At 44.1% G+C, this 20,361-nt stretch carries 23 protein-coding genes; 17 read left to right on the plus strand and 6 right to left on the minus strand.

Annotated elements, in window-relative coordinates; translation table 11 throughout:
* Positions 1-230 precede the first annotated feature (230 nt).
* The 5 genes from parE to RG959_RS13125 all read left to right on the plus strand — a co-directional run bounded on the left by parE (position 231) and on the right by RG959_RS13125 (position 7,612).
* Complete coding sequence (parE, locus tag RG959_RS13105; protein ID WP_342797480.1) at positions 231-2,207, plus strand: DNA topoisomerase IV subunit B; 1,977 nt, start codon at positions 231-233, stop codon at positions 2,205-2,207.
* Between the two features lie 4 nt (positions 2,208-2,211).
* On the plus strand, positions 2,212-4,635 hold the full coding sequence (parC, locus tag RG959_RS13110; protein WP_342797481.1) for a DNA topoisomerase IV subunit A: 2,424 nt from the start codon (positions 2,212-2,214) through the stop codon (positions 4,633-4,635).
* A gap of 371 nt (positions 4,636-5,006) precedes the next feature.
* On the plus strand, positions 5,007-5,387 hold the full coding sequence (gene mscL / locus RG959_RS13115) for a large conductance mechanosensitive channel protein MscL (protein WP_342797482.1): 381 nt from the start codon (positions 5,007-5,009) through the stop codon (positions 5,385-5,387).
* A gap of 138 nt (positions 5,388-5,525) precedes the next feature.
* On the plus strand, positions 5,526-6,395 hold the full coding sequence (locus RG959_RS13120) for a TetR/AcrR family transcriptional regulator (protein WP_342797483.1): 870 nt from the start codon (positions 5,526-5,528) through the stop codon (positions 6,393-6,395).
* Positions 6,396-6,415: 20 nt separating this feature from the next.
* Positions 6,416-7,612, plus strand: coding sequence for an MFS transporter (locus RG959_RS13125; RefSeq protein WP_342797484.1), 1,197 nt, complete (start codon positions 6,416-6,418; stop codon positions 7,610-7,612).
* 29 nt (positions 7,613-7,641) lie between these two features.
* On the opposite strand, the gene RG959_RS13130 is transcribed toward RG959_RS13125, so the two are convergent.
* Positions 7,642-8,265 carry an HAD hydrolase-like protein gene (locus RG959_RS13130; RefSeq protein WP_251272357.1) on the minus strand — a complete coding sequence of 208 codons (624 nt, stop codon included), beginning with the start codon at positions 8,263-8,265 and terminating at the stop codon, positions 7,642-7,644.
* A 153-nt stretch (positions 8,266-8,418) separates the two neighbouring features.
* Between RG959_RS13130 and map the strand changes: the two genes are divergently transcribed.
* Together map and RG959_RS13140 are read left to right on the plus strand one after the other, a co-directional pair.
* Positions 8,419-9,162: a type I methionyl aminopeptidase gene (gene map, locus RG959_RS13135; protein WP_251272356.1), complete on the plus strand. Its 744-nt coding sequence runs from the start codon at positions 8,419-8,421 to the stop codon at positions 9,160-9,162.
* A gap of 114 nt (positions 9,163-9,276) precedes the next feature.
* On the plus strand, positions 9,277-10,269 hold the full coding sequence (locus RG959_RS13140; RefSeq protein ID WP_342797485.1) for a metal ABC transporter solute-binding protein, Zn/Mn family: 993 nt from the start codon (positions 9,277-9,279) through the stop codon (positions 10,267-10,269).
* 19 nt (positions 10,270-10,288) lie between these two features.
* On the opposite strand, the gene RG959_RS13145 is transcribed toward RG959_RS13140, so the two are convergent.
* Entirely contained in the window at positions 10,289-10,885 is a 597-nt protein-coding gene (locus RG959_RS13145; RefSeq protein ID WP_342797486.1) for a YitT family protein, read from the minus strand.
* Positions 10,886-11,002: 117 nt separating this feature from the next.
* Here RG959_RS13145 and RG959_RS13150 point away from each other — a divergent pair, with 117 nt between their 5' ends.
* The 8 genes from RG959_RS13150 to RG959_RS13185 all read left to right on the plus strand — a co-directional run bounded on the left by RG959_RS13150 (position 11,003) and on the right by RG959_RS13185 (position 15,739).
* Complete coding sequence (locus RG959_RS13150; RefSeq protein WP_342797487.1) at positions 11,003-12,373, plus strand: aldehyde dehydrogenase; 1,371 nt, start codon at positions 11,003-11,005, stop codon at positions 12,371-12,373.
* 58 nt (positions 12,374-12,431) lie between these two features.
* Positions 12,432-12,947 carry a hypothetical protein gene (locus RG959_RS13155; RefSeq protein WP_309088184.1) on the plus strand — a complete coding sequence of 172 codons (516 nt, stop codon included), beginning with the start codon at positions 12,432-12,434 and terminating at the stop codon, positions 12,945-12,947.
* Positions 12,948-13,062: 115 nt separating this feature from the next.
* Entirely contained in the window at positions 13,063-13,263 is a 201-nt protein-coding gene (cspD, locus tag RG959_RS13160; protein ID WP_242232965.1) for a cold-shock protein CspD, read from the plus strand.
* A 219-nt stretch (positions 13,264-13,482) separates the two neighbouring features.
* Positions 13,483-13,833, plus strand: a complete 351-nt coding sequence (locus RG959_RS13165) for a hypothetical protein (RefSeq protein ID WP_342797488.1) — start codon at positions 13,483-13,485, stop codon at positions 13,831-13,833.
* Between the two features lie 142 nt (positions 13,834-13,975).
* Positions 13,976-14,275, plus strand: coding sequence for a hypothetical protein (locus RG959_RS13170; protein WP_242232963.1), 300 nt, complete (start codon positions 13,976-13,978; stop codon positions 14,273-14,275).
* Between the two features lie 58 nt (positions 14,276-14,333).
* Positions 14,334-14,963: a metal-dependent hydrolase gene (locus RG959_RS13175; protein ID WP_342797489.1), complete on the plus strand. Its 630-nt coding sequence runs from the start codon at positions 14,334-14,336 to the stop codon at positions 14,961-14,963.
* 120 nt (positions 14,964-15,083) lie between these two features.
* Complete coding sequence (locus tag RG959_RS13180; protein WP_342797490.1) at positions 15,084-15,488, plus strand: sporulation protein; 405 nt, start codon at positions 15,084-15,086, stop codon at positions 15,486-15,488.
* A gap of 113 nt (positions 15,489-15,601) precedes the next feature.
* Positions 15,602-15,739 carry a hypothetical protein gene (locus RG959_RS13185; protein WP_242232960.1) on the plus strand — a complete coding sequence of 46 codons (138 nt, stop codon included), beginning with the start codon at positions 15,602-15,604 and terminating at the stop codon, positions 15,737-15,739.
* 92 nt (positions 15,740-15,831) lie between these two features.
* Here RG959_RS13185 and RG959_RS13190 read toward each other — a convergent pair whose 3' ends face one another.
* From RG959_RS13190 to yfkAB, 4 genes are read right to left on the minus strand one after another with little or no spacing between them, the layout of a single operon-like run.
* On the minus strand, positions 15,832-16,113 hold the full coding sequence (locus tag RG959_RS13190) for a DUF6509 family protein (protein WP_342797491.1): 282 nt from the start codon (positions 16,111-16,113) through the stop codon (positions 15,832-15,834).
* 17 nt (positions 16,114-16,130) lie between these two features.
* Positions 16,131-17,516, minus strand: coding sequence for an aminotransferase-like domain-containing protein (locus tag RG959_RS13195; protein WP_342797492.1), 1,386 nt, complete (start codon positions 17,514-17,516; stop codon positions 16,131-16,133).
* Positions 17,482-18,021: a peptide-methionine (S)-S-oxide reductase MsrA gene (msrA, locus tag RG959_RS13200; RefSeq protein WP_342797493.1), complete on the minus strand. Its 540-nt coding sequence runs from the start codon at positions 18,019-18,021 to the stop codon at positions 17,482-17,484. The genes RG959_RS13195 and msrA overlap by 35 nt, the downstream gene beginning before the upstream one ends.
* Positions 18,018-19,145, minus strand: coding sequence for a radical SAM/CxCxxxxC motif protein YfkAB (yfkAB, locus tag RG959_RS13205; RefSeq protein WP_342797494.1), 1,128 nt, complete (start codon positions 19,143-19,145; stop codon positions 18,018-18,020). The genes msrA and yfkAB overlap by 4 nt, the downstream gene beginning before the upstream one ends.
* A gap of 217 nt (positions 19,146-19,362) precedes the next feature.
* Between yfkAB and RG959_RS13210 the strand changes: the two genes are divergently transcribed.
* The gene (locus RG959_RS13210; protein ID WP_242232955.1) at positions 19,363-19,524 is read left to right on the plus strand and encodes a hypothetical protein; all 162 of its coding nucleotides are present in this window, start codon (positions 19,363-19,365) and stop codon (positions 19,522-19,524) included.
* Between the two features lie 122 nt (positions 19,525-19,646).
* Positions 19,647-20,318 (plus strand): hypothetical protein, encoded by a 672-nt coding sequence (locus RG959_RS13215; protein WP_342797495.1) that lies wholly within the window; start codon positions 19,647-19,649, stop codon positions 20,316-20,318.
* The last annotated feature ends 43 nt before the right edge of the window (positions 20,319-20,361 follow it).

Raw genomic sequence — 20,361 nt, forward strand, 5'->3', positions numbered from 1 at the left:
TTTCTCATTCTCCCTTTTTGTGTTGTATAATCATGTGCATGACATTCTCATTCATTTTACCACGAGGGTTAAGGCGGCGGTAAAATTATTTCGGTTGATTCTCGAGGAAAAGTAACGTACTCTTTAAAACGGAATCAGCAAAGAGATTGGTGAACCGCCGCTTTTTATGATATGATAGTTAAGAACATACGTTTTATGTACGGGTGTTGGAAAGAGAGGAGATTTAGTTCATGGCGGATGCAACAAAACAATCAACTTACAATGAAGACTCCATCCAGGTTCTTGAGGGACTTGAAGCGGTTCGAAAGCGCCCTGGAATGTATATAGGGTCGACAGACAGCCGTGGGCTTCACCATTTGGTGTATGAAATCGTTGACAACTCGGTTGATGAAGCGCTTGGCGGACATGGAACCGAGATTAACGTAACGATCCATAAAGACAATTCAATCAGTGTGCGTGACTACGGGCGCGGAATGCCAACGGGCATGCACCGCACGGGCAAGCCGACAACGGAAGTGATTTTAACTGTACTTCACGCAGGTGGAAAATTTGGACAAGGCGGCTATAAAACAAGCGGCGGCCTGCATGGGGTAGGAGCTTCTGTTGTCAATGCCCTGTCTGAGTCGCTCACGGTTACAATTTGGCGGGACGGCTTTCAATTCGAGCAGCGTTTTGAAAAAGGCGGCCGTCCAGTTACAACACTTGAGAAAAAAGGGAAAGCAAAATCAACCGGTACACAAATTCATTTCAAGCCGGATGAAACGATTTTTTCAACGACCGTTTTTCAATTTGACACGCTGAGCGAACGGTTAAGAGAGTCAGCATTTTTGTTAAAAGGCTTGAAAATTACGTTAGAAGACAAGCGAAAAGACCGTGAACAAAAAGAAGAATACTTTTTTGAGAACGGGATTGAAGAGTTTGTTAAATACTTGAATGAAGAAAAAGACGCGCTTCATCCAGTTGTGTCGTTTGAAGGAACACAGAACGAGATCGAAGCAGAATTCGCTTTTCAATTTAACGATGGTTTTTCTGAGAATGTGCTGTCGTTTGTCAACAACGTGCGCACGAAAGACGGCGGTACACATGAAGCGGGTGCACGGGCAGCTATGACGCGTACATTTAATGAATATGCGCGTAAGAACGGGCTGCTGAAGGAAAAAGATAAAAACCTTGAAGGAACGGACATTCGAGAAGGGCTGACGGCCATCGTATCGGTGCGCGTCCCTGAGCATCTTCTCCAGTTTGAAGGGCAGACAAAAGGAAAGCTTGGAACCGGGGAAGCCCGCTCGGCAGTCGATCAAATCGTATCTGAAAAAATGCTGTATTTTCTTGAAGAAAACCAGGATGTAAGTGCGCTTCTGATCAAAAAAGCGATCAAAGCGGCGCAAGCGAGAGAAGCTGCCCGCAAAGCCCGGGAAGATGCCCGGAACGGCAAAAAGCGCAAAAAAGGGGAATCGGTGCTGTCCGGAAAGCTGACGCCGGCCCAGTCGCGCAATCCTGAGCGTAATGAGCTGTACCTGGTTGAAGGAGACTCGGCCGGCGGCTCTGCAAAGCAAGGACGTGACCGCAAGTTTCAAGCGGTGCTGCCGCTTCGTGGAAAAGTCATTAACACAGAAAAAGCAAAGCTTGCGGATATTTTTAAAAACGAGGAAATCAATACTATTATCCATGCAATCGGCGCCGGTGTTGGCCCGGACTTTGCCGTGGATGATGCCAATTATGATAAAGTTGTGATAATGACAGACGCCGATACAGACGGCGCTCATATCCAAGTACTGCTGCTTACGTTTTTCTACCGGTATATGAAGCCGCTCATTGACAGCGGTAAGGTGTATATTGCCATGCCGCCGCTTTTTAAAGTCTCAAAAGGAACCGGAAAAAAAGAAGTAACAGAATATGTGTGGACTGAGCGTGAACTCGATGCGCTGCTCAAAAAAATGGGCAAAGGAACCACCATTCAGCGTTACAAGGGTCTTGGTGAGATGAATGCCGACCAGCTATGGGAAACAACGATGAACCCTGAAACAAGAACGCTGATCCGGGTAACCATTGATGATGCCGCACGGGCGGAGCGTCGTGTAACCGTCTTGATGGGGGATAAAGTAGAGCCGCGCAGAAAATGGATCGAATCCAACGTGGCGTTCGGATTGGAAGAGGAAGCCGCGCTTTTAGAAAATGAGCAGCTGGCTGGCAACAGGGAGGAATAACGAATTGGAAAGTGAACACATTCAAGATTTGCCGCTTGAGGACGTCATTGGCGACCGATTCGGGCGGTATAGTAAATACATTATTCAAGAACGGGCGCTTCCGGATGCACGGGATGGACTCAAACCGGTACAGCGCCGTATTTTGTTTTCTATGCATACAGAGGGGAATACACACCAAAAGCCGTTCCGGAAAGCCGCCAAAACGGTCGGGAACGTAATCGGTAATTATCACCCTCATGGTGATACATCGGTGTATGATGCAATGGTCCGCTTGAGTCAAAACTGGAAAATGCGGACACCGCTCATTGAAATGCATGGCAACAACGGATCAGTTGATGGGGATCCGCCTGCGGCGATGCGGTATACGGAAACAAGACTGTCAGCGATTGCCGGTGAATTGCTGACAGATATTGAGAAAAGAACCGTTGATTTTATTCCAAACTTCGATGAAACAACCAATGAGCCGGTTGTGCTGCCGGCAAGATTTCCAAATCTGCTTGTGAATGGATCAACAGGGATCTCAGCAGGATATGCCACGGAAATTCCTCCTCACCGCCTTGATGAAGTGATTGACGCTGTGATTATGCGGATGGAAAAACCGGATTGCACAGTGGAGGAGTTAATGACTGTTCTTCCGGGTCCGGATTTTCCAACCGGCGGTATCATTCAAGGTGTAGACGGCATTGAAAAAGCGTATAAAACCGGAAAAGGAAAAATAATTGTCCGCGCCAAAACGGAAATTGAAGATATGCGTGGAGGACGTCAGCGGATTGTCATTACAGAAATACCATATGAAGTAAACAAAGCATCACTTGTAAAGAAAATGGATGATTTACGCATCGATCGAAAGCTCGACAGTATCGCCGAGGTTCGGGACGAGACCGACCGGACCGGACTGCGGGTCGTGATTGATTTGAAAAAAGAAGCAGATGCAGAGCTGATTTTAAATTATTTATTTAAAGCGACGGACCTGCAGATTTCGTATAACTTTAACATGGTTGCAATCGCGAATAAGCGTCCTGTTTTGATGGGGCTGCACCGTCTGCTGGATGCTTATATTGAACATAGAAAAGAAGTGGTAACCAACCGGTCAGCTTATGATTTAGAGAGAGCAAAAGCCCGCCACCATATCGTAGCGGGGCTGATCAAAGCACTGTCTATTTTGGACGAAGTGATTGCCTGCATTCGCTCTTCAAAAGATAAACAGGATGCTAAACACCGCTTGATGGATCAATTTGAATTTACGGAGCCGCAGGCTGAAGCAATTGTGACATTACAGCTTTACCGCTTAACCAACACAGACATTACCGCGCTTCAAAAAGAGTCGGCTGAGCTTGAAAAAACGATCAAGCAGCTGGAAGCCATTTTAGGAAGTGCGAAAAAGCTTGAATCGGTTATTAAGCGTGAATTAAAAGACATGAAGAAAATTTATGCGACCGAGCGCCGCACGGTGATCGAAGCAGAGATCCAGGAAATTAAAATCGATCAAAAAGCGATGATCCCAAGTGAGGATGTAATTGTTTCTGTTACGCGGGAAGGATACATTAAACGGACCGGTACGCGTTCTTATTCCGCTTCTGGCGGGCTTCCGGCCATGAAAGAATCGGACGGGCTGTTATTTAAGCGCGAAATGAATACAACAGATGTGCTGCTCGTTTTCACAAATAAAGGCAGCTACTTGTATTTACCGGTACACGAGCTGCCGGATATTCGCTGGAAAGACGCCGGCCAGCATGCTTCGGGTATGGTCAGCGGCTTTAAGGATGAATCGATTGTGGCGGCTTTTCCTGTACGTGATTTTTCTGCCGAGCGATATGTGCTGCTGGCCACAAAAGACGGCATGATTAAGCGGACAGAGCTTTCGCAGCTGAACGTACAGCGCTATTCACGGGCGTTGACGGCTATGAATGTCAAGGGTGACGATGAAGTGTGTGCAGCGGCACTTACAGACGGCAGCAGTGAAATTTTAATGATTACGCATTACGGCTATGGCCTGCGATTTCCAGAAGAAGAAGTACCTGTGGTTGGACCGCGTGCAGCCGGCGTAAAAGGAATCAGCTTAAAAGACGAAGATTATACCGTTGCGGTTATTGTATCGGACAGCGTAGACGAAACGTCGTTTATCGCCGTTACAAACCGCGGATCGGCAAAACGGGGCGGGCTCGATCAATTCGAGCAGACAACACGTGCCAAGCGCGGCGTCGTACTGCTTCGTGAATTGAAAACAAATCCACACCGTATTGTCGGTGCAGCAAAGCTTGATGAAGACCGGGACTATTATGTACGGACGAAAAAAGGACCGGATGTAAAAGTGGCTGTCCATACTTTGAAAAAAGTGGATCGTTATTCAAATGGTTCCTTTGTTGTAGACGAAAAAGAACAAGGCGCTGTAGAACAGCTTCTTGTAACGGAAAAAGAAGAAGCCTAACTAAAAAGCTTCACGCTGTGAAGGCGTGAAGCTTTTTAAGTTTCATAATATGTTTATTTAACTATGTGCAAAATTCAAATGAGATTGCAATAAAACAGAAAAACCTTATATAATATAAAAACTGAAAGTCAATCAACAGAGGGGGCGGGAATATGCAATGGCTGGCCGGTTTTCTGTATGTATTGGTTTATGCAGTCCCAGTTTTTTTTATTACGTTATTTATTAAGCTTTTTAAGTCCGAGCAAAGATGGAATAGAAGGGAAAAAATGAAAAAAGACGATCTTGCTGAAAAATAAGCTCCTTTTCTGCTAAAATGTTTTTTATGCCTGTTTGCAGGATATAAAACAGTGAAGCAGAAAGGAGGGGGGACCATGCTGAAGGAATTTAAATCATTTGCGATGCGGGGCAACGTGATGGATTTAGCCGTCGGGGTGATCCTCGGAGCCGCTTTTGGTAAAATTGTTTCTTCTCTTGTGGCTGATGTGATCATGCCGCTTGTTGGACTTTTAGTTGGCGGAATCGATTTTTCAAGCTTGTCTTTTACATTTGGCAAGGCTGAGGTGAAATACGGTATTTTCATTCAAACTGTTGTGGATTTTGTTATTATTTCATTTTCCATTTTTTTGTTTATTAAATTATTTAATAAGCTTTATACAAAAGAAAAAAAAGAAGAAGAAGCACTGCCTTCTTTAACAAAAGAAGAAGAGCTTTTAACGGAAATACGTGACTTGCTGAAGTCAGGCAGGCAGTGACCCGATACCCGGACAAACCGTCCGGGTATCTTTTTGATATTTATTTCGTTTTGCGAAACATTTTTCGTGTGTTTTAAGACAGCCTATGCTAAGATTGACTTCGCGGTCAATTAAAAAACTGTTCGGTTGGTGTAGAAAATGAATGAAAAAAAAAGAAAAATCCTGCTGACAGCGATGCGGCTCTTTTCAACAACAAGCTTTCATCAAACGTCCATGCAGCAGATTGCGAATGTATGCGGGCTGTCAAAGGGAAGTTTATACACGTACTTTAAATCAAAAGAAGAACTGTTATCCGATATATTCGAGTATTACTATCAGGTGCTGCACGATCAAATTGCAGCTGCGAAAAACGAGTCAGACAGCCATGAAGAACATTTTATCCGGGAGATGGCCATTCGAGCGCGGCATTATTATGCCTTTCAGGAATTTTTTATGATGCAGCTAAAAGAAATACGCGGCCTTGAAGATTCATCTTTACACGATTTTGTCCGCCAGGAAAGTATTCAGCTGAGAAAGCGAACAGAGGGACAGATTGCTGCTATCTACGGAGAAGAAATCATTCCATATGCACCAGATTTGAACACTTCCATAAAGGGAATGATGATATCGTACTTAGGAGAAATTATTGAACAAGACGTCCAGCACGATTTTGACCGCCTTGCCCGGCAGTTATTTCAGCAGTTGAACGCCTCAGCTCTGTGGATGCTTCAGGACAAACCGGAGCCGTTTTTTAAAGCCTCCGGGTCTGATAAGGAAGCCGGTTTGTATTCAGAAAGTGTTCATCCCCTTTATTTTATTAAAAAACTGAAAGCCCTGGCGGAAGGAGAAAAGGATGCTTCTTTTGCACTCGACTCGATCGCGCTTTTAGAAAAAGAATTACTTGAAGTAAACCCGCGTGCCGCCGTTCTAACAGGGATGCTTTTTAATTTGAAAAGCCTGCCGTATATGAAAGCGATGGCCGAAGAGCTTGAACAGGCAGTCGGCAGAATGCCTAAAACGATTTATTAAGACAAGAAAGAAGGATGTACATGTCAAGACAAGATATTCAGCAGTTTCCACTGCTGATTTTAATGATGAATATGTTTATCATTATGACAGGAATTGGCCTGGTGATTCCGATCATGCCAACCATTATTCATGAATTTGGGGCCGGCGGAAAAACGTTTGGATTTTTAATTGCAACGTTTGCGTTTGCCCAGTTTTTATTTTCACCGCTGGCTGGAGACTTATCAGACCGATACGGACGAAAGAAATCTATTATTTTTGGTCTTCTGCTGTTTTCTGCCGCCCAATTCTTATTCGCGTTTTCTAATCACCTTGCTCTTTTATATGCATCCCGTGTGATTGGTGGTATCGGAGGCGCTTTTATGATTCCGTCGATGATGGCATTTGTGGCGGATATTACAACAGTTGAAACGCGGGCAAAAGGGATGGGGCGCCTTGGAGCGGCCATGTCATTTGGATTTGTAGTGGGACCAGGTGTCGGCGGCTTCCTGGCAGCATTCGGGCTTCGGGCGCCGTTTATGATTGCCGGTACGGTAGCGGCACTGGCAGCGCTGATCTCCACTTTTTTCTTGAGTGAACCAGCGAAAGAACATGTACAAGCCATTGTAAAAAAACGGGATCCACTTGTGAAACAGCTTGCGCTTTCTTTGAAAAAGCCTTATTTTATTTTGCTTGTTATGATGTTTACACTCTCTTTTGGACTGGCTAATTATCAATCTACCATCAGCTTATTTACCGACCAAAAGTTCGGTTTTAGCCCGTCAGATATTTCAATTTTAATGGTAATCGGCGGCTTGATTGGTGTGATTGTCCAGGCGTTTGTGCTTGACCGTGTGCTGGAACGATTTGGGGAAGTTCGCGTCATGAATACGATGCTTGTTGTTGCAGCGGTTTCGATGCTCGGCATTTTATTTGCAACCGGCTTCTCGTCCGTTTTACTTATTTCAGCTGTGTTTTTTACCGCTGCTTCCCTGCTGCGCCCATCCATTAACACAACCATTTCAAAAATGGCAGGAAGCGAGCAGGGGTTTGCAGCTGGTATGAACAACGCCTACATGAGCATTGGCAATATGATTGGGCCGGCTCTTGCAGGTACCCTGTTCGATGTAAATATGGGGCTTCCTTATATTTTTGGGGCTGTCATTATCGGTGTTACGCTTCTGATCTGCATCCACTGGGCAAGAGGGAGAAAGCAGAGCACCGCAAGTTCAGTTCATTAAAAAAGTGCGGACTAAAGATCCGCACTTTTTTATGTCCGCAGCGCAAAATCAACAATATCGTCTGGAACAGCCGCTTTGGACGCTTCGCCGGAAATGAGAGATTCATGGTCGTATCCCCACGACGCCCAGACGGCCCGCAGTCCGCTTTTCATGCAGGCATCAATATCACGCTGCTCATCGCCTACATAAAAAACCTCTTCCCGTGAATAATTGTACTGCTTCAATAATTTTTTGATCATTTTATCTTTACTGAAGATGTACTTAGAAGAAAAGATATCATGAATGTAATGAATCCCATTTGATTTTAAGCAGTGGTTAATAATATCTGATGCATTAGATGAAATGATCGCAATGTGAATGCCGCGGCTGCTTAATTCATCAAGCATTTGTTTAATGCCTGGGAACAGCGGAAGAGAGGCCTTTGATTCACGTATAAAGCGGTACAGCTTCGGAGCCGCAAATGGGATGCTGCGCATTGGGAAATTTAAATGGCGGCAGCGCTCAGGAATGCTCATTTTTTTTAAATCATCAAGTTCTTCAATTGAAACTTGATTATAGCCCTCTTTTTCGGCAAAATCATTGTATGCCTTTATAAATATTTGAATAGAATCAGAAAGGGTACCGTCAAAATCAAAAATGATGCATTTCGTCATCGAAATCACTCCTTCGGTCGGGATGGTATCGGCTTATAGTATTAGTTTAACATTGCATGGGTGCATCAAACATGATCCATACATATTTTCAACAGATTCTTAACATTCTGCTATAATAAGTAATGGAAAATTAAAAGTGAAGGAATGGACTTAATGATTGTAAAAACAGATGAAGATATTCAAGCACTCCAAAAAATTGGAAAAATCGTTGCGTCGATTCGCGATGAAATGCGCGCTTTTACAAAACCAGGCGTGACTACAAAAGAAATAGATGAACTGGGCGGCCGCCTGTTTGCGCAGCATGGTGCGATTTCAGGGCCAAAAGGGGAATACGATTTTCCAGGCTTTACGTGTATTAGTGTAAATGACGAAGTGGCCCACGGTATCCCCGGAAGCCGTGTGATTCAAGAAGGAGACCTTGTAAATATTGACGTTTCCGGGTCACTCGACGGCTACTTTGCTGACACCGGTATTTCCTTTGTGGTAGGCGAGGGCGATCCTGTTTTAACGAAATTATGCCAAACGGCAGAGCAGGCTTTTGAGCGCGGCTTAATGAAAATCAAAGCAGGCGCAAAGCAAAACCAAATTGGAAAAGCAGTCGCAAATGAAGCGCGCCGCAATGGATTTGAGGTCATTAAAAATTTAACCGGGCATGGAATTGGTAAATCACTCCATGAAGCACCGGATCATATTTTAAACTATTTTGATCCGTGGGATAATGCGCTTTTAAAAGAAGGAATGGTGATTGCGTTTGAACCGTTCGTTTCAGAAAAAGCCGATATGATTAAAGAGTCAGGAGATGGATGGACGTTTGTAACACCAGACGGAAGCCGGGTAGCGCAAATTGAACATACGGTTATTGTCACGAGAGGCGAGCCGATTATTTTAACGAAATAACGAGCAGGCACCCACCAAAAGGTGGGTGCTTTTTTAAATCGTAACAATTACTGTTTACAAATCGGAATGATTACTATATTATTAAAGAAACATTCGATTCTGGAGGATATACAAGTGAAAAAATGGACAGCAGCGGCAGCTGGCTTGCTTTTAATGCTGGCAGCTTGCGGAAATGAAGAAAACAAAGCAGCGGATACAAAAAAAGCAGCGGATGACACATTGACGGTTTATACAACGATTTATCCGCTTCAATATTTTACCCAGCGCATCGGCGGTGATACGGTGAAAGTAGAAAGCATGCTGCCTGCAGGAGCAGATGAGCATACGTATGAGCCAACATCTAAAACGATATTAGATATCGCTGGAGCTGATTTATTCCTGTATAACGGCCTTCAGTTGGAGCCGTTTGCAGATAAGGTAACCGAGACCCTTTCTTCTGAAGATGTGCATGTGGTAAATGTAGGTGAGCAGGTGGACCTTGATTCGGCACATGACCATGGGACAGAAGAACATAGCGCTGAATCAGAAGAAGCAGCAGAAGAGCACAGCCATGAATCAGAAGATGGGCATGACCACGGTGGAGTGGACCCGCACATCTGGCTGGATCCGCTGTTAGCAGAACAAATGGCCGAAATTGTTAAGGAAGAACTAGTTGAACTAAACCCGGATGAAGAAGCACTTTATACAAAAAACTATGAGGCGCTGACAGCCGAACTTGAGCAGCTGGATGAAGCTTTCCATACAATGGCAGATACAGCAGCACATAAGGAAATTCTCGTATCTCATGCAGCGTACGGCTACTGGGAAAAATCATACGGCATTGAACAACTGAGTGTGGCCGGCATAACGTCTACAGATGAGCCGTCACAAAAAGAGCTGAAAGATTTGGCCGATACAGCGAAAGAGCATAATATTCACTATATGATTTTCGAGCAAAACGTAACGCCTAAAATTGCTAAGGTGATTCAAGACGAAATTGGAGCAGATTCTCTCCGCCTTCACAATCTCGCTACACTGACAGAAGAAGATATTGAACAGAAACAGGATTATATGTCGATTATGAAACAAAATATTGAAACGTTAAAAACAGCGATGAACGACAAATAAAAAAAGGCGCTTCCTGAAGCTACTGCTTCGGAAGCGCCTTTTTTTGCAGAGGATGAACCGCAGCAGATTGAATAAAATCAATCATCCGTGATGCGATCCATTGACAGGCAATCGCATAGAGGATGGTTTTAACATCCACCACAATTCCCGTTGCAATTAAAATCAGCGTGTTTATGTAAAATAACGTTCGTCCCGGTGCCCAGTTCCGCCATTTTGACAGAATAAGCGCCGCGATATCCATACCGCCGGAAGAAGCACCGGCTTTAAACAGGATGCCAAGCCCAATTCCAAACAAAAGGGCGCCGGCCGGAAGATCAAGCCAAATTGTTGCGGGTGGAACAATAAAAACCGGTGTTAAAAAATGAATAACGGTCGCTGTAACCGACACACAATACATGGTGCCGGCCGCTGTTTTCAAGCCAAGCCATTTAAAGGCCAGGACGATCATGATGGCGTTCACTCCCCAGATTGTTGCTGCATAGGGAGTGTGAAGCACATGATTCATCATAATGCTGATACCTGCTGCACCGCCGGAAGAAATGGCGTGCGGAAATAAAAAAATCGACATTGCTGCTGCTTGAATGGCGGCACCAGCTGTCCAAAGCAATATGTTCACAACCTTCACCTCTCTGTGTCATCATAGCGCACTTTACCCCAAATTTGAAGGTGTTTTTTGACGCTCCTATAGGAGACTGTTAAACTAAAAGAAATATACATACAGGGGTTGATAAGCATGAATGTGGCCGATATGATGCAGGCCCAGAAGAATTTTTTTGATTCAGGCGTCACCCAAAGTATCGATTGGCGAATCGAGCGCCTGACAGAGTTAAAGCAAGCGATAAAAAAGTATGAAAATGAGATTTCAGCAGCACTGCACCGAGATCTACGCAAAAGTGCCTTCGAGGCGTATACAACAGAAATCGGCTTCTTATATGAAAGCATTCGATACATGCAGAATCATCTGAAGGAATGGGCAGCGGCGGAAAAAGTCGCTACTCCTTTATACCAGCAGCCGGCGGAAAGCTATATTATTCCGGAGCCGTACGGGAGTGTTCTCATCATCGGCCCGTTTAATTATCCGTTTCAATTGGTTCTTGAACCGCTGATCGGTGCCGTTGCAGCTGGAAATACCGTTGTGGTCAAGCCTTCCGAAAGCACCCCGCACACCTCTGCTGTGATTAAAAGCCTTTTAGAAGAACTTTTTGAGCCCGGGTTTATCGGTGTCCAGGAAGGCGGAAAAGAAACGGTTACCGCTTTGCTAGAGGCTTCTTTTGATTATATATTTTTTACCGGAAGTGCCTCAACGGCAAAAGTAGTAATGGGTGCAGCAGCCAAGCAGCTGATCCCCGTTACACTGGAGCTCGGCGGCAAAAGTCCGGCTTTCGTAGACTATTCAGCTGATTTAAAACAAGCCGCCCGCCGGATTGCATGGGGGAAATTTACAAACGCCGGCCAGACATGTGTAGCACCGGATTATGTGCTCGTACATCAAAATGCAAAGGGTGCTTTTTTGGAAGAACTGCAGCTTGCTGTGCATGATTTTTACGGGGCAGCGCCGCAGGAAAGTCCTGATTTTGCGCGTATTGTAAATGAACGGCAGTTTAACCGGCTGCATGCTATGCTCGAGCGGACGAACGGGCGCCTTCTTATAGGCGGCGCGGCAGACAGGGAAGACTTGTTTATTGCGCCTGCTGTGGTTGAAGCAGAGTGGGACGATGCATTAATGGAAGAAGAGATATTCGGTCCAATTTTGCCTGTTCTTACTTATACGGAGCTCGACGAGGCCATTAAGAAAGTCAAACAGCTCCCTAAACCGCTGGCACTTTACGCGTTTACAAAAGAGGCAGCAATTGAAGAAAAGCTTGTTTCTTCCATTCCGTTTGGCGGTGCTACGATCAATGATACGCTTCTTCACGTATCAAGTCCGCATCTTCCGTTTGGCGGCGTCGGGCCTTCCGGCATGAATGCCTATCATGGAAAAGCAAGCTTCGAACTTTTTTCCCATAAAAAAAGCATTCTGCGCAAAAAAACGTCGCTTTCCATGCCGTTTTTGTATCCTCCTTATGAAAATCGCGTGCAGATTATGCGGAAAATTCTGCGCTGAGAAGGGAAACCAGGCATGCGGGTGGAATGTAATATGAAAAGAAAAGGGGGGAAGACGTGTGCCGATTAGTCTTGAACGATTAAAAGTGCCGGATGAATTTGTTCTAACACAGGAAGAAGTACTTGAAGCCGTAACGGAGCATTTAATGGCTCAAGGATGGACGGTCCAGCTTGAAGCCGCAGCCGGGAGCCATGATCTAATCGCCGCTAAACAGGACTGGTACGCTTACATAAAGTGTAAAGGTTCACGCGGAAAACGCCAGCAGGAAGGCATGGTTTATGACAACAACCAGCTGCGGGGCAATACAGGAGACCAGATTGAAAAGCTGATTCGTGCTCAGGGAGAAGCTGAAAACCCAAGCTTGTTTATTATGGCAAATCCAGGGCTTGACCGAATGAAATGGGTTGTGTCAAAGCTTGAGACTGGTCTTGATAAGCTTGATATCATCCGCATGTGGGTCTACCCGGACCGTACGATAAAATGGGATATTCCAGCTCATCTTTTACAGATAGCAAGGATGCTTGAAATTGAGAAAAATGGAAAGATTGCGGTTGCACCACCTAAAAAAAGATGATATAGTAAAGACAGTTGTTCGTTCGTTTCAAATGATATCACATTACGTGCTTCATCTTGAAATAGCAGCAAACAGCAAGAAAAGATTTGCGTATTAAGCGCGAGGAGGACATAACATGCTAGAAGGTAAAGTAAAATGGTTTAATGCAGAAAAAGGCTTCGGTTTTATCGAAGTTGAAGGACAGGACGATGTATTCGTTCATTTCTCAGCTATTCAAGGTGAAGGCTACAAATCACTTGAAGAAGGTCAAAATGTGACATTTGAAGTGGTTGAAGGACCACGTGGCCCACAAGCTGCTAACGTTGAAAAACAATAATTCTGAATGAAACCATAACAGGTGAAGCAAACGCTTCACCTGTTTTACATTTTTAGAGTCTTTTTTTAAAAAGCATAAATTGCAAGCGCTGTCAATATCATTATGGTTATTTGTCACAAGAATGCTACATTTTTCTGAAGGAAATAGGTGTTTTTTTAGAAAAAACGAGTAAAATAAGGATGGCAAATAGATGAATGATGAACGATCAGGAGGATGAGTATGATCTATATGGCAGCAGCTGTCGTTGCAATGATTGCTGGAATAGTATGGGCAAGTCGTGTATTCTCTGGACATAAAGTAGAAGAAGGAGTGCTTGTTGTTAAAAATGGCACCCAGGAAACCTCTATTCCAATGAATGAGATTGTGGAAGTGTTTGAAATGGGTGAAATATCAAAGAATGCATCCTTTTTTGAAAAATATATTATCCGTCCTTACGTCAAAAAGGAACGGATTGCTGTTTATACCCGTTCAAATGTTTCTTACTTTTTTATTCTGCGCAACCCAAACCGTTTCGTAAAAGCGATAAAGGCGCAAAATCCACAAGTGTTTATCAAAGCAAAAGTGATGTAAAACGGAATAAGTTCCGTTTTATTTTTTTGTGCCAAAACGAACCGTAATAATATTATGTAAACTTTAGAATGGTATTTACAAATGGAATAGAAGCTGTTATTTTTAAGTAGTCGCGGTGAACAAAAAGGAGTTATCAATAAAGATGGCAATTTTTACAGACGAGCAGGCGCAGGCAGTTGTAACCGAATCATCCTACAGCTGGAAGAAAAACTGCGTGAAAGTAGAAAATGGATACTTAAAAAGCACAGGGATGGTAACGAATACGCGGATACCGATCAAACACATCGATACGGTTGTTTATTCTTACAATCCTAAAAAGCCGGCCATTGTTCCAGTGCTGAAAATTATCGGCAAGGGCACTGTATTATGCGAAATGGAAATTTCTACAGAGCATATTGAAGCAGTACAAGACTGGATGCTTCAAGTTATGGACAATTTATAAAAGTAAAAAGCCGTCCGGTAAAAGGGCGGCTTTTTATATGATGAAAGGATGAGGAATCATGAAAGGATCTTCCCATATGGTGATTGGGGCTGCTACAGGGGTGGGCATAGCTGTCTGGTCGCAGTCTTCAATCGTTGAAATGGCTCTTTTCGGTTTTGTCGGAGCCGTTACTGCGTTAGTTCCCGATCTGGATGTGAACGGAAAGCTGGCAAATAAAATTACGGTAGAAAAGAAGTGGCTCGTGTTGTTTTTTGCGGCAGCCGGTGTACTGCTCGCTTTATACAGTTATTTTATGCTGTTCGGTGTAAAACAGGTAACCGGCTTTCTTGTCAGCCTTGGACTGCTGCTTCTGCCAAGACTGTTTATTAAGCAAAGAACATCACTGTTTTTAACCGGCGCGGTCGCCGCATATGCGGGGTGGTACATACAGGAAATATGGATTGTTTACATAGGATTATTCATTATATTTGCTTCTGTTGTTTCCCATCGGACATGGACACACTCTTTTATCGGGATGATTCTTTTTTATTTTGTTGCCGCTGAAATTGCCCGAAAGTTCCCGATTCAGGGTCTTCAAACCGTTTTAATGCTTGCATACTTATCTCATTTGATCGCCGACATGAAGCTGCTTCCATACAATAAAAAAGGAACCAAGTTTTTCTATCCATTATGGAAAAAAGAATTTTGAACGCTTACCGTTATTTTGTTAATAATGCATTATGTGCAAAATTCAAATAAAATAATCAAAAAAACGTTATAAAAAGAGCTTATTCAGGGAAAAGAAAACTAAAAACAGGAGGAGCTGTACATGTGGAAAGATTTTTTTTCAAGCATTGGCATAGGAAGCGTTAAAGTAGATACGATGATAGATCAAAAAACGGTATCGTCGGGAGAAACGATAAACGGTTATGTCTACATAAAGGGAGGAAAAGTGGAAGAGCCGATTGATAAAATTCAAATATTGCTTTACCTTCAGTACGAAGAAGTTAAGGAAGACAGTGATTTTTCATGGCACGAAAAACATTTCCAAGAAGTGATCCTGCCATTTAAACGGAATATAAAAGCAAGTGAGGCACATAAGGTTCCATTTTCTATCAAGATTCCTTTGCAGAGTCCTAAAACCGATGAAACACATAAATGGTTTATCCGCACAAAAGTATTTATTGATCAGGCCGTAGATCCAGAAGATGAAGACGAAGTGATTATTCATTAAAAAGCAGAAATCTTTCTGCTTTTTTTTATTGAAAGAAATTGACAACCCTTCCATTCTGTTATATAGTAATTAACACAAAAATAAATTGTTATATAACAGAAAGGGTGGCAAATATGGAGATGTACCGGGAAGCATATGAATATTACTTGGAAATGTGCAAGGCGTTTGGAATTAAAAAAATTCCGTTTTACCGTTTTATGCACAACTTAACAGAAGAACAGATGAAGTTATATATTCAAAAAGCCCAATAAGGAAGAAGGGATTGATCGTTACGGAAACGGCCGTCAGTGAAGTCATGTAAAAACCCCGTCCGCATTGATAGAGCAGACGGGGTTTTTACTGTTTAGGAAAGGTGGGCAGCGCAGTATTCGCGAACCATTTCCACTTCATCTTCTTCTAGCTCAAAATCCAATACGCTGTCATCTATGCGGTTATGCAAAAATAAACCGGCTATATGCTGTCCAGAGTCCGTTACTGCGTACAAAACGCGGATATAAAAGCCTTCTGGTGAATATAACTCATCTTCTTCATCTACGGAAGCAAAAAGGCGATATTCGTATCGATCTCCCTCTAAAATGCCAAATGGATCTTCTATTTTTTCAAGTGTATGTTCTGTAATGACCATGTGTGATACTCCTTTAGTTATTTTGATAAAGCAACAATCCATTTTTTCATCCGTTTGATGCCTTCTTCAAACTGATCGGGACGGGCATAGCCGTACGACAGCCGAATCGCCCGTGACGTACCCTCTGTGTAAATACTTCCCGGATGAAATAAAATCCCTTCATTTAATGCTTCTGTATATAACTCTCTCAAAGAAATAGGCTGATTCAAACGAAGCCAGACAAAAAAGCCGCCGTTCGGCATTGTCCATTGCGCAACATCTGACAGGTGCCTCTGCAGCGACTCTGAAGCCGACTGCCGCCGCTTTTTCAGCTCTTTACGGACATATTCAAGGTGATGTTCATAGAGCCCTTCACCAAGCCACTCAGCTGCTACGCGCTGCGAGAGGGAACTCGTTCCGTAATCAGCCTGCATTTTCAAGTCCGCCAGCCGTTCAATAACGGAATCAGAACCGGCGATCCAGCCGATCCGCAGCCCGGGACTCAACGTTTTTGACAAGCTGCCAATATAAAGCACGTTACCGGTCTCATCCATTGATTTTAAAGAAGGCGGCGGCGGTTCATCAAGCCATAAATCCCGGTAAATATCATCTTCAATTACAGGCAGGCGGTTTGTGCTGCAAAAAGACAGTATTTCTTTTCTTCTTGTTTCGCTCATTAAAATACCGGTCGGGTTATGAAAGCAGGGAATGGTATAAAGCGCTCCTTTTTGGCCGGACGTCCAAGTATTCTGCAGTGAATCCAGTTTCACTCCTTCGTCATCCATCTCAATGCCTTTGAGTGACATGCCAAGCGACTGAAAAGTACGGATGGAGTACAGATAAGAAGGCTCTTCGAGTAAAACAGAAGATCCCCGCTCAAGCAGGCCGGATGCAATCAAGCCAAATCCCTGCATAGCACCAGACACAATTAAAATAGAAGACGGCGCTACCTTGGTTCCCTGCCGGGTCATATACCCGGCAATGGCCTCACGAAGCGGCTCATAACCGCCCCGGTCTTCATATCCTAGTGAATGGATTTTTCCAGACAGCCGGCTGAGCACATCATTTAAATAATTTTCCGGAAAAACATCTTCGGCAAGCTCACCTTTGCTTAAGTCAATAATCCCCGTATCTGCTGGTAAAGATTGTACTTTATCTTCTGCAGGCAGGGCAGCGAGAAGCGACCATGTATTGCTCGCTACAATCGTTCCTTTTCCCATTACGCCCTCGATAATTCCAGCCGCTTTCAGCTGTTCGAGCGCAGCTACAACCGTGCTGCGGTTTACAGACAGTTCTTCTGCCAAAACACGCTGGCTTGGAATCTTCGTGCCAATCGCCCATTTGCCGCGCACGATTTGATCTTTAATCCAGCCAGCAACAGCATCTGACTTAATGCTTCGTTTCATGATCTGTCCAATGCTCATTTAAAAATTCATCGCGGCCGGACTGTGCCCGGTCCGCTTTATATTCTTCCTCGTGTGTTTGATAAAAATTCTGATGGTAGTCTTCTGCCGGATAAAACGGACCAGCCGGTAAAACAGGCGTCACAACCGGCTTTTTAAACATACCGCTCTCTGCCAGTTTTCGTTTAGACTCCTCGGCCGCTTTTTGCTGCTCAGGAGACAAATAAAAGATAACGGCCCGGTAAGAGTCACCCCGGTCCTGGAACTGTCCTTCGTCATCGGTTGGATCGATTTGCTGCCAGTATACCTCAAGGATTTGCTCATATGAAATAATATCGGCATCGTAGATGATTTCAACTGCTTCTTTATGGCCGGTGCCGCCGGCTTTTACTTTCTCATACGTCGGGTTTTCTGTGTGCCCGCCTGTGTAACCGGAAATGACGGATTCAATACCGTCCCATTGGTCAAATGGCTTGACCATGCACCAAAAACACCCACCAGCAAAAATCGCTTTTTCTTTTTTCATTGCTGTACTTCCTTTCTTTCTGTCCAAGCTGTTTGTGTTGTAAAATCTGTATCTGGATAATAAGCTTTTTTAACAAGTAAATTCGGGCCTAAACACCGGACGGACGAGCAATGGCAGGCAATTTCATTTGCCAATGCAGAACGATGCCACGTTTCAAAAGAAGATTGAAGAGAGTTGTCTGCAATATTGCCAAGCGACGGTGCATCTGCAAAATCGGTTACGATCACATCACCGGAAAAAATATTCACATTTAATCGCGAGCGTCCATCCGGGTCATTGCGCACGGTTACGAGCAGTTCCTCGTGCAGGCGGGTCAGAAGTTCACGATCGCGTTCATCTGAACTGCACGCAAAAAACGGAAGTGTTCCGAAGAGCATCCACACATCTGGGTCACGAACATCAAGCAAGTGATGGATCGCGCTGCGGGTTTCGTCAAGCGTCAAAGATTCAAGCGCGCTGGCAAAATCACTTGGATACATCGGATGAACCTCATGGCGGGCACATTTCATTTCCCCGACAATTTGTTTATGAATGTGTTCAAGATGAGGAAGAGTCCGTTTATTCAGCATCGTCTCGGCCGATACCATCACATTTGCCTCAGATAAAATCCGGCTGTTTTCGATCATTCGGTCAAATAGCTTTTCCCGCTGGCTGTAGGAAGGTTTACGCTCCATATTGGCAAACCCGGCTTCCACAAAATCGTCTACAGTGCCCCAGTTATGGGAAATATGCAGAACATCAAGAAAAGGCGCAATCTCTTCATAACGCCCGGCATCAATCGTCAAATTGGAATTCATTTGGGTATAAACACCACGCTCGTGGGCATATTTGAGCAATGGTTTTACATACTGTTCAACTGATTTTTTGGAAAGCATCGGTTCGCCGCCTGTGATGCTGATCGCGCGCAAATGTGGAATTTCCTCCAGGCGTGACAGCAGCAGCGAAAGAGGCAGAGCCTCAGGGTCCTTTGTTTGAAGCGTATAGCCGACCGCACAATGCTCGCAGCGCATATTGCAGAGTGTCGTCGTCGTAAACTCAATATTAGACAGCCGGGCAAAGCCGGACTGGTCAATATCCATATAGCTTTCCCACGGATCAAACGCGGGTGAAATGGTTTTTTTCATTTTAAAAACACCTCTTTAATCTTTCAACACATAATTATACCGCTTTTTCACAGAAATGAAAAAGAAAGTTGAGAGGTACATCACTGCTCGGCTAAGCAGGATAGGTGATTGATAAATTTACAATCTTTAATAACATATTTACATATTCTTCATACTTGTACCGTATGATAGTAAGAGAAGCGGCATGACTATTTCCTAAATTGAAAGAGGTGCTTGAATGGGCAAAAGAAGAGGCATTGTCTTGATTGAACAAACTGAACGCAACAGCATGAACCGAAACAGGAAAAACCAAAGAAAGCTGCATCCGTTCAACCTTCAAAGACAGATGAACTCCATTTTTGTACCATTAAAAAAAGGTTACCGGCCGAATCCGCCTTGACTGGCAGGACCATCGGAATAGTCAAAATCATCCATTTCTCCTCTATTATTATCGTATTACTTTTCTTCAAAACAAAAAACAAGTATAGTGTGAGGTAACAACATATGAGGAGGAGCTACATAATGAAGAAAGCAACAGGTTTCATGGGAGCCGCTTTACTAGCTGGAGGACTTCTTGCCGGCTGTTCAGCTGATTCTGAGAATGCATCACCAGAGGAAAACGAAAACACAGCCGAAGAAACAACAACGGCGCCTCAGGAAGAAACAGAGCAAACTGAGCAGCAGACCGAGCAGCAAGAAACGGAAACAACAACAGAAACAGAAACAACAACAGACGCAGAGCAAGCAGCAGATGAAGCGGCCAGCGATGCCAAAACGGCAGCTGATAATGCAGCCCAGTCAACTGAAAAAGCCGTTGAGGAAGCGGATCAAGCTACACAGGGTGTACAGGATGAAGCAAGCAAAGCTGCCGATACGGTAAAAGAAAAAGCAGCTGATGCCGGCGCAGCCGTTGAACAGGGCGCAAGCGACGCGAGAGAACAAGCCGAAACAGCTACAGAAAATGCGACGGAAGAAGTGACCGAAACGGTGCAGGGAAAAGAAGCAACGGGGACATTTAACGGCGTAGCCGATCCGCATACAGTAGAAATTGAAGTAGACGGCGTACCAAACGCTTATCAAGTAGAAGCTGAAAGTGAAACGATGAAAAAATTTGAATCAATGGAACCTGGCCAAAGTGTGACATTTGTTTATGAAGAAAACGGTGAACAGCTTGTTATTAATGAGGTAAAATAAAGTGAAAAGCGCATCAAAACATGATGCGCTTTTCTCGTTTAAA

Origin of the sequence: Domibacillus sp. 8LH, from assembly GCF_038806185.1 — a bacterium.
Classification (GTDB): domain Bacteria; phylum Bacillota; class Bacilli; order Bacillales; family Domibacillaceae; genus Domibacillus; species Domibacillus indicus_A.

What these genes read in the sequence shown, in the direction of transcription:
- cspD (WP_242232965.1), top strand. Translation starts at nt 13,063, where the DNA reads ATGCTAGAAGGTAAAGTAAAATGGTTTAATGCAGAAAAAGGCTTCGGT.
- msrA (WP_342797493.1), bottom strand. Translation starts at nt 18,021, where the DNA reads ATGAAAAAAGAAAAAGCGATTTTTGCTGGTGGGTGTTTTTGGTGCATG.
- RG959_RS13185 (WP_242232960.1), top strand. Translation starts at nt 15,602, where the DNA reads ATGGAGATGTACCGGGAAGCATATGAATATTACTTGGAAATGTGCAAG.
- mscL (WP_342797482.1), top strand. Translation starts at nt 5,007, where the DNA reads ATGCTGAAGGAATTTAAATCATTTGCGATGCGGGGCAACGTGATGGAT.
- RG959_RS13120 (WP_342797483.1), top strand. Translation starts at nt 5,526, where the DNA reads ATGAATGAAAAAAAAAGAAAAATCCTGCTGACAGCGATGCGGCTCTTT.
- RG959_RS13180 (WP_342797490.1), top strand. Translation starts at nt 15,084, where the DNA reads ATGTGGAAAGATTTTTTTTCAAGCATTGGCATAGGAAGCGTTAAAGTA.
- RG959_RS13170 (WP_242232963.1), top strand. Translation starts at nt 13,976, where the DNA reads ATGGCAATTTTTACAGACGAGCAGGCGCAGGCAGTTGTAACCGAATCA.
- RG959_RS13195 (WP_342797492.1), bottom strand. Translation starts at nt 17,516, where the DNA reads ATGAGCATTGGACAGATCATGAAACGAAGCATTAAGTCAGATGCTGTT.
- map (WP_251272356.1), top strand. Translation starts at nt 8,419, where the DNA reads ATGATTGTAAAAACAGATGAAGATATTCAAGCACTCCAAAAAATTGGA.
- RG959_RS13210 (WP_242232955.1), top strand. Translation starts at nt 19,363, where the DNA reads ATGGGCAAAAGAAGAGGCATTGTCTTGATTGAACAAACTGAACGCAAC.
- RG959_RS13215 (WP_342797495.1), top strand. Translation starts at nt 19,647, where the DNA reads ATGAAGAAAGCAACAGGTTTCATGGGAGCCGCTTTACTAGCTGGAGGA.
- RG959_RS13150 (WP_342797487.1), top strand. Translation starts at nt 11,003, where the DNA reads ATGAATGTGGCCGATATGATGCAGGCCCAGAAGAATTTTTTTGATTCA.
- RG959_RS13175 (WP_342797489.1), top strand. Translation starts at nt 14,334, where the DNA reads ATGAAAGGATCTTCCCATATGGTGATTGGGGCTGCTACAGGGGTGGGC.
- RG959_RS13130 (WP_251272357.1), bottom strand. Translation starts at nt 8,265, where the DNA reads ATGACGAAATGCATCATTTTTGATTTTGACGGTACCCTTTCTGATTCT.
- RG959_RS13125 (WP_342797484.1), top strand. Translation starts at nt 6,416, where the DNA reads ATGTCAAGACAAGATATTCAGCAGTTTCCACTGCTGATTTTAATGATG.
- RG959_RS13165 (WP_342797488.1), top strand. Translation starts at nt 13,483, where the DNA reads ATGATCTATATGGCAGCAGCTGTCGTTGCAATGATTGCTGGAATAGTA.
- parE (WP_342797480.1), top strand. Translation starts at nt 231, where the DNA reads ATGGCGGATGCAACAAAACAATCAACTTACAATGAAGACTCCATCCAG.
- yfkAB (WP_342797494.1), bottom strand. Translation starts at nt 19,145, where the DNA reads ATGAAAAAAACCATTTCACCCGCGTTTGATCCGTGGGAAAGCTATATG.
- RG959_RS13190 (WP_342797491.1), bottom strand. Translation starts at nt 16,113, where the DNA reads ATGGTCATTACAGAACATACACTTGAAAAAATAGAAGATCCATTTGGC.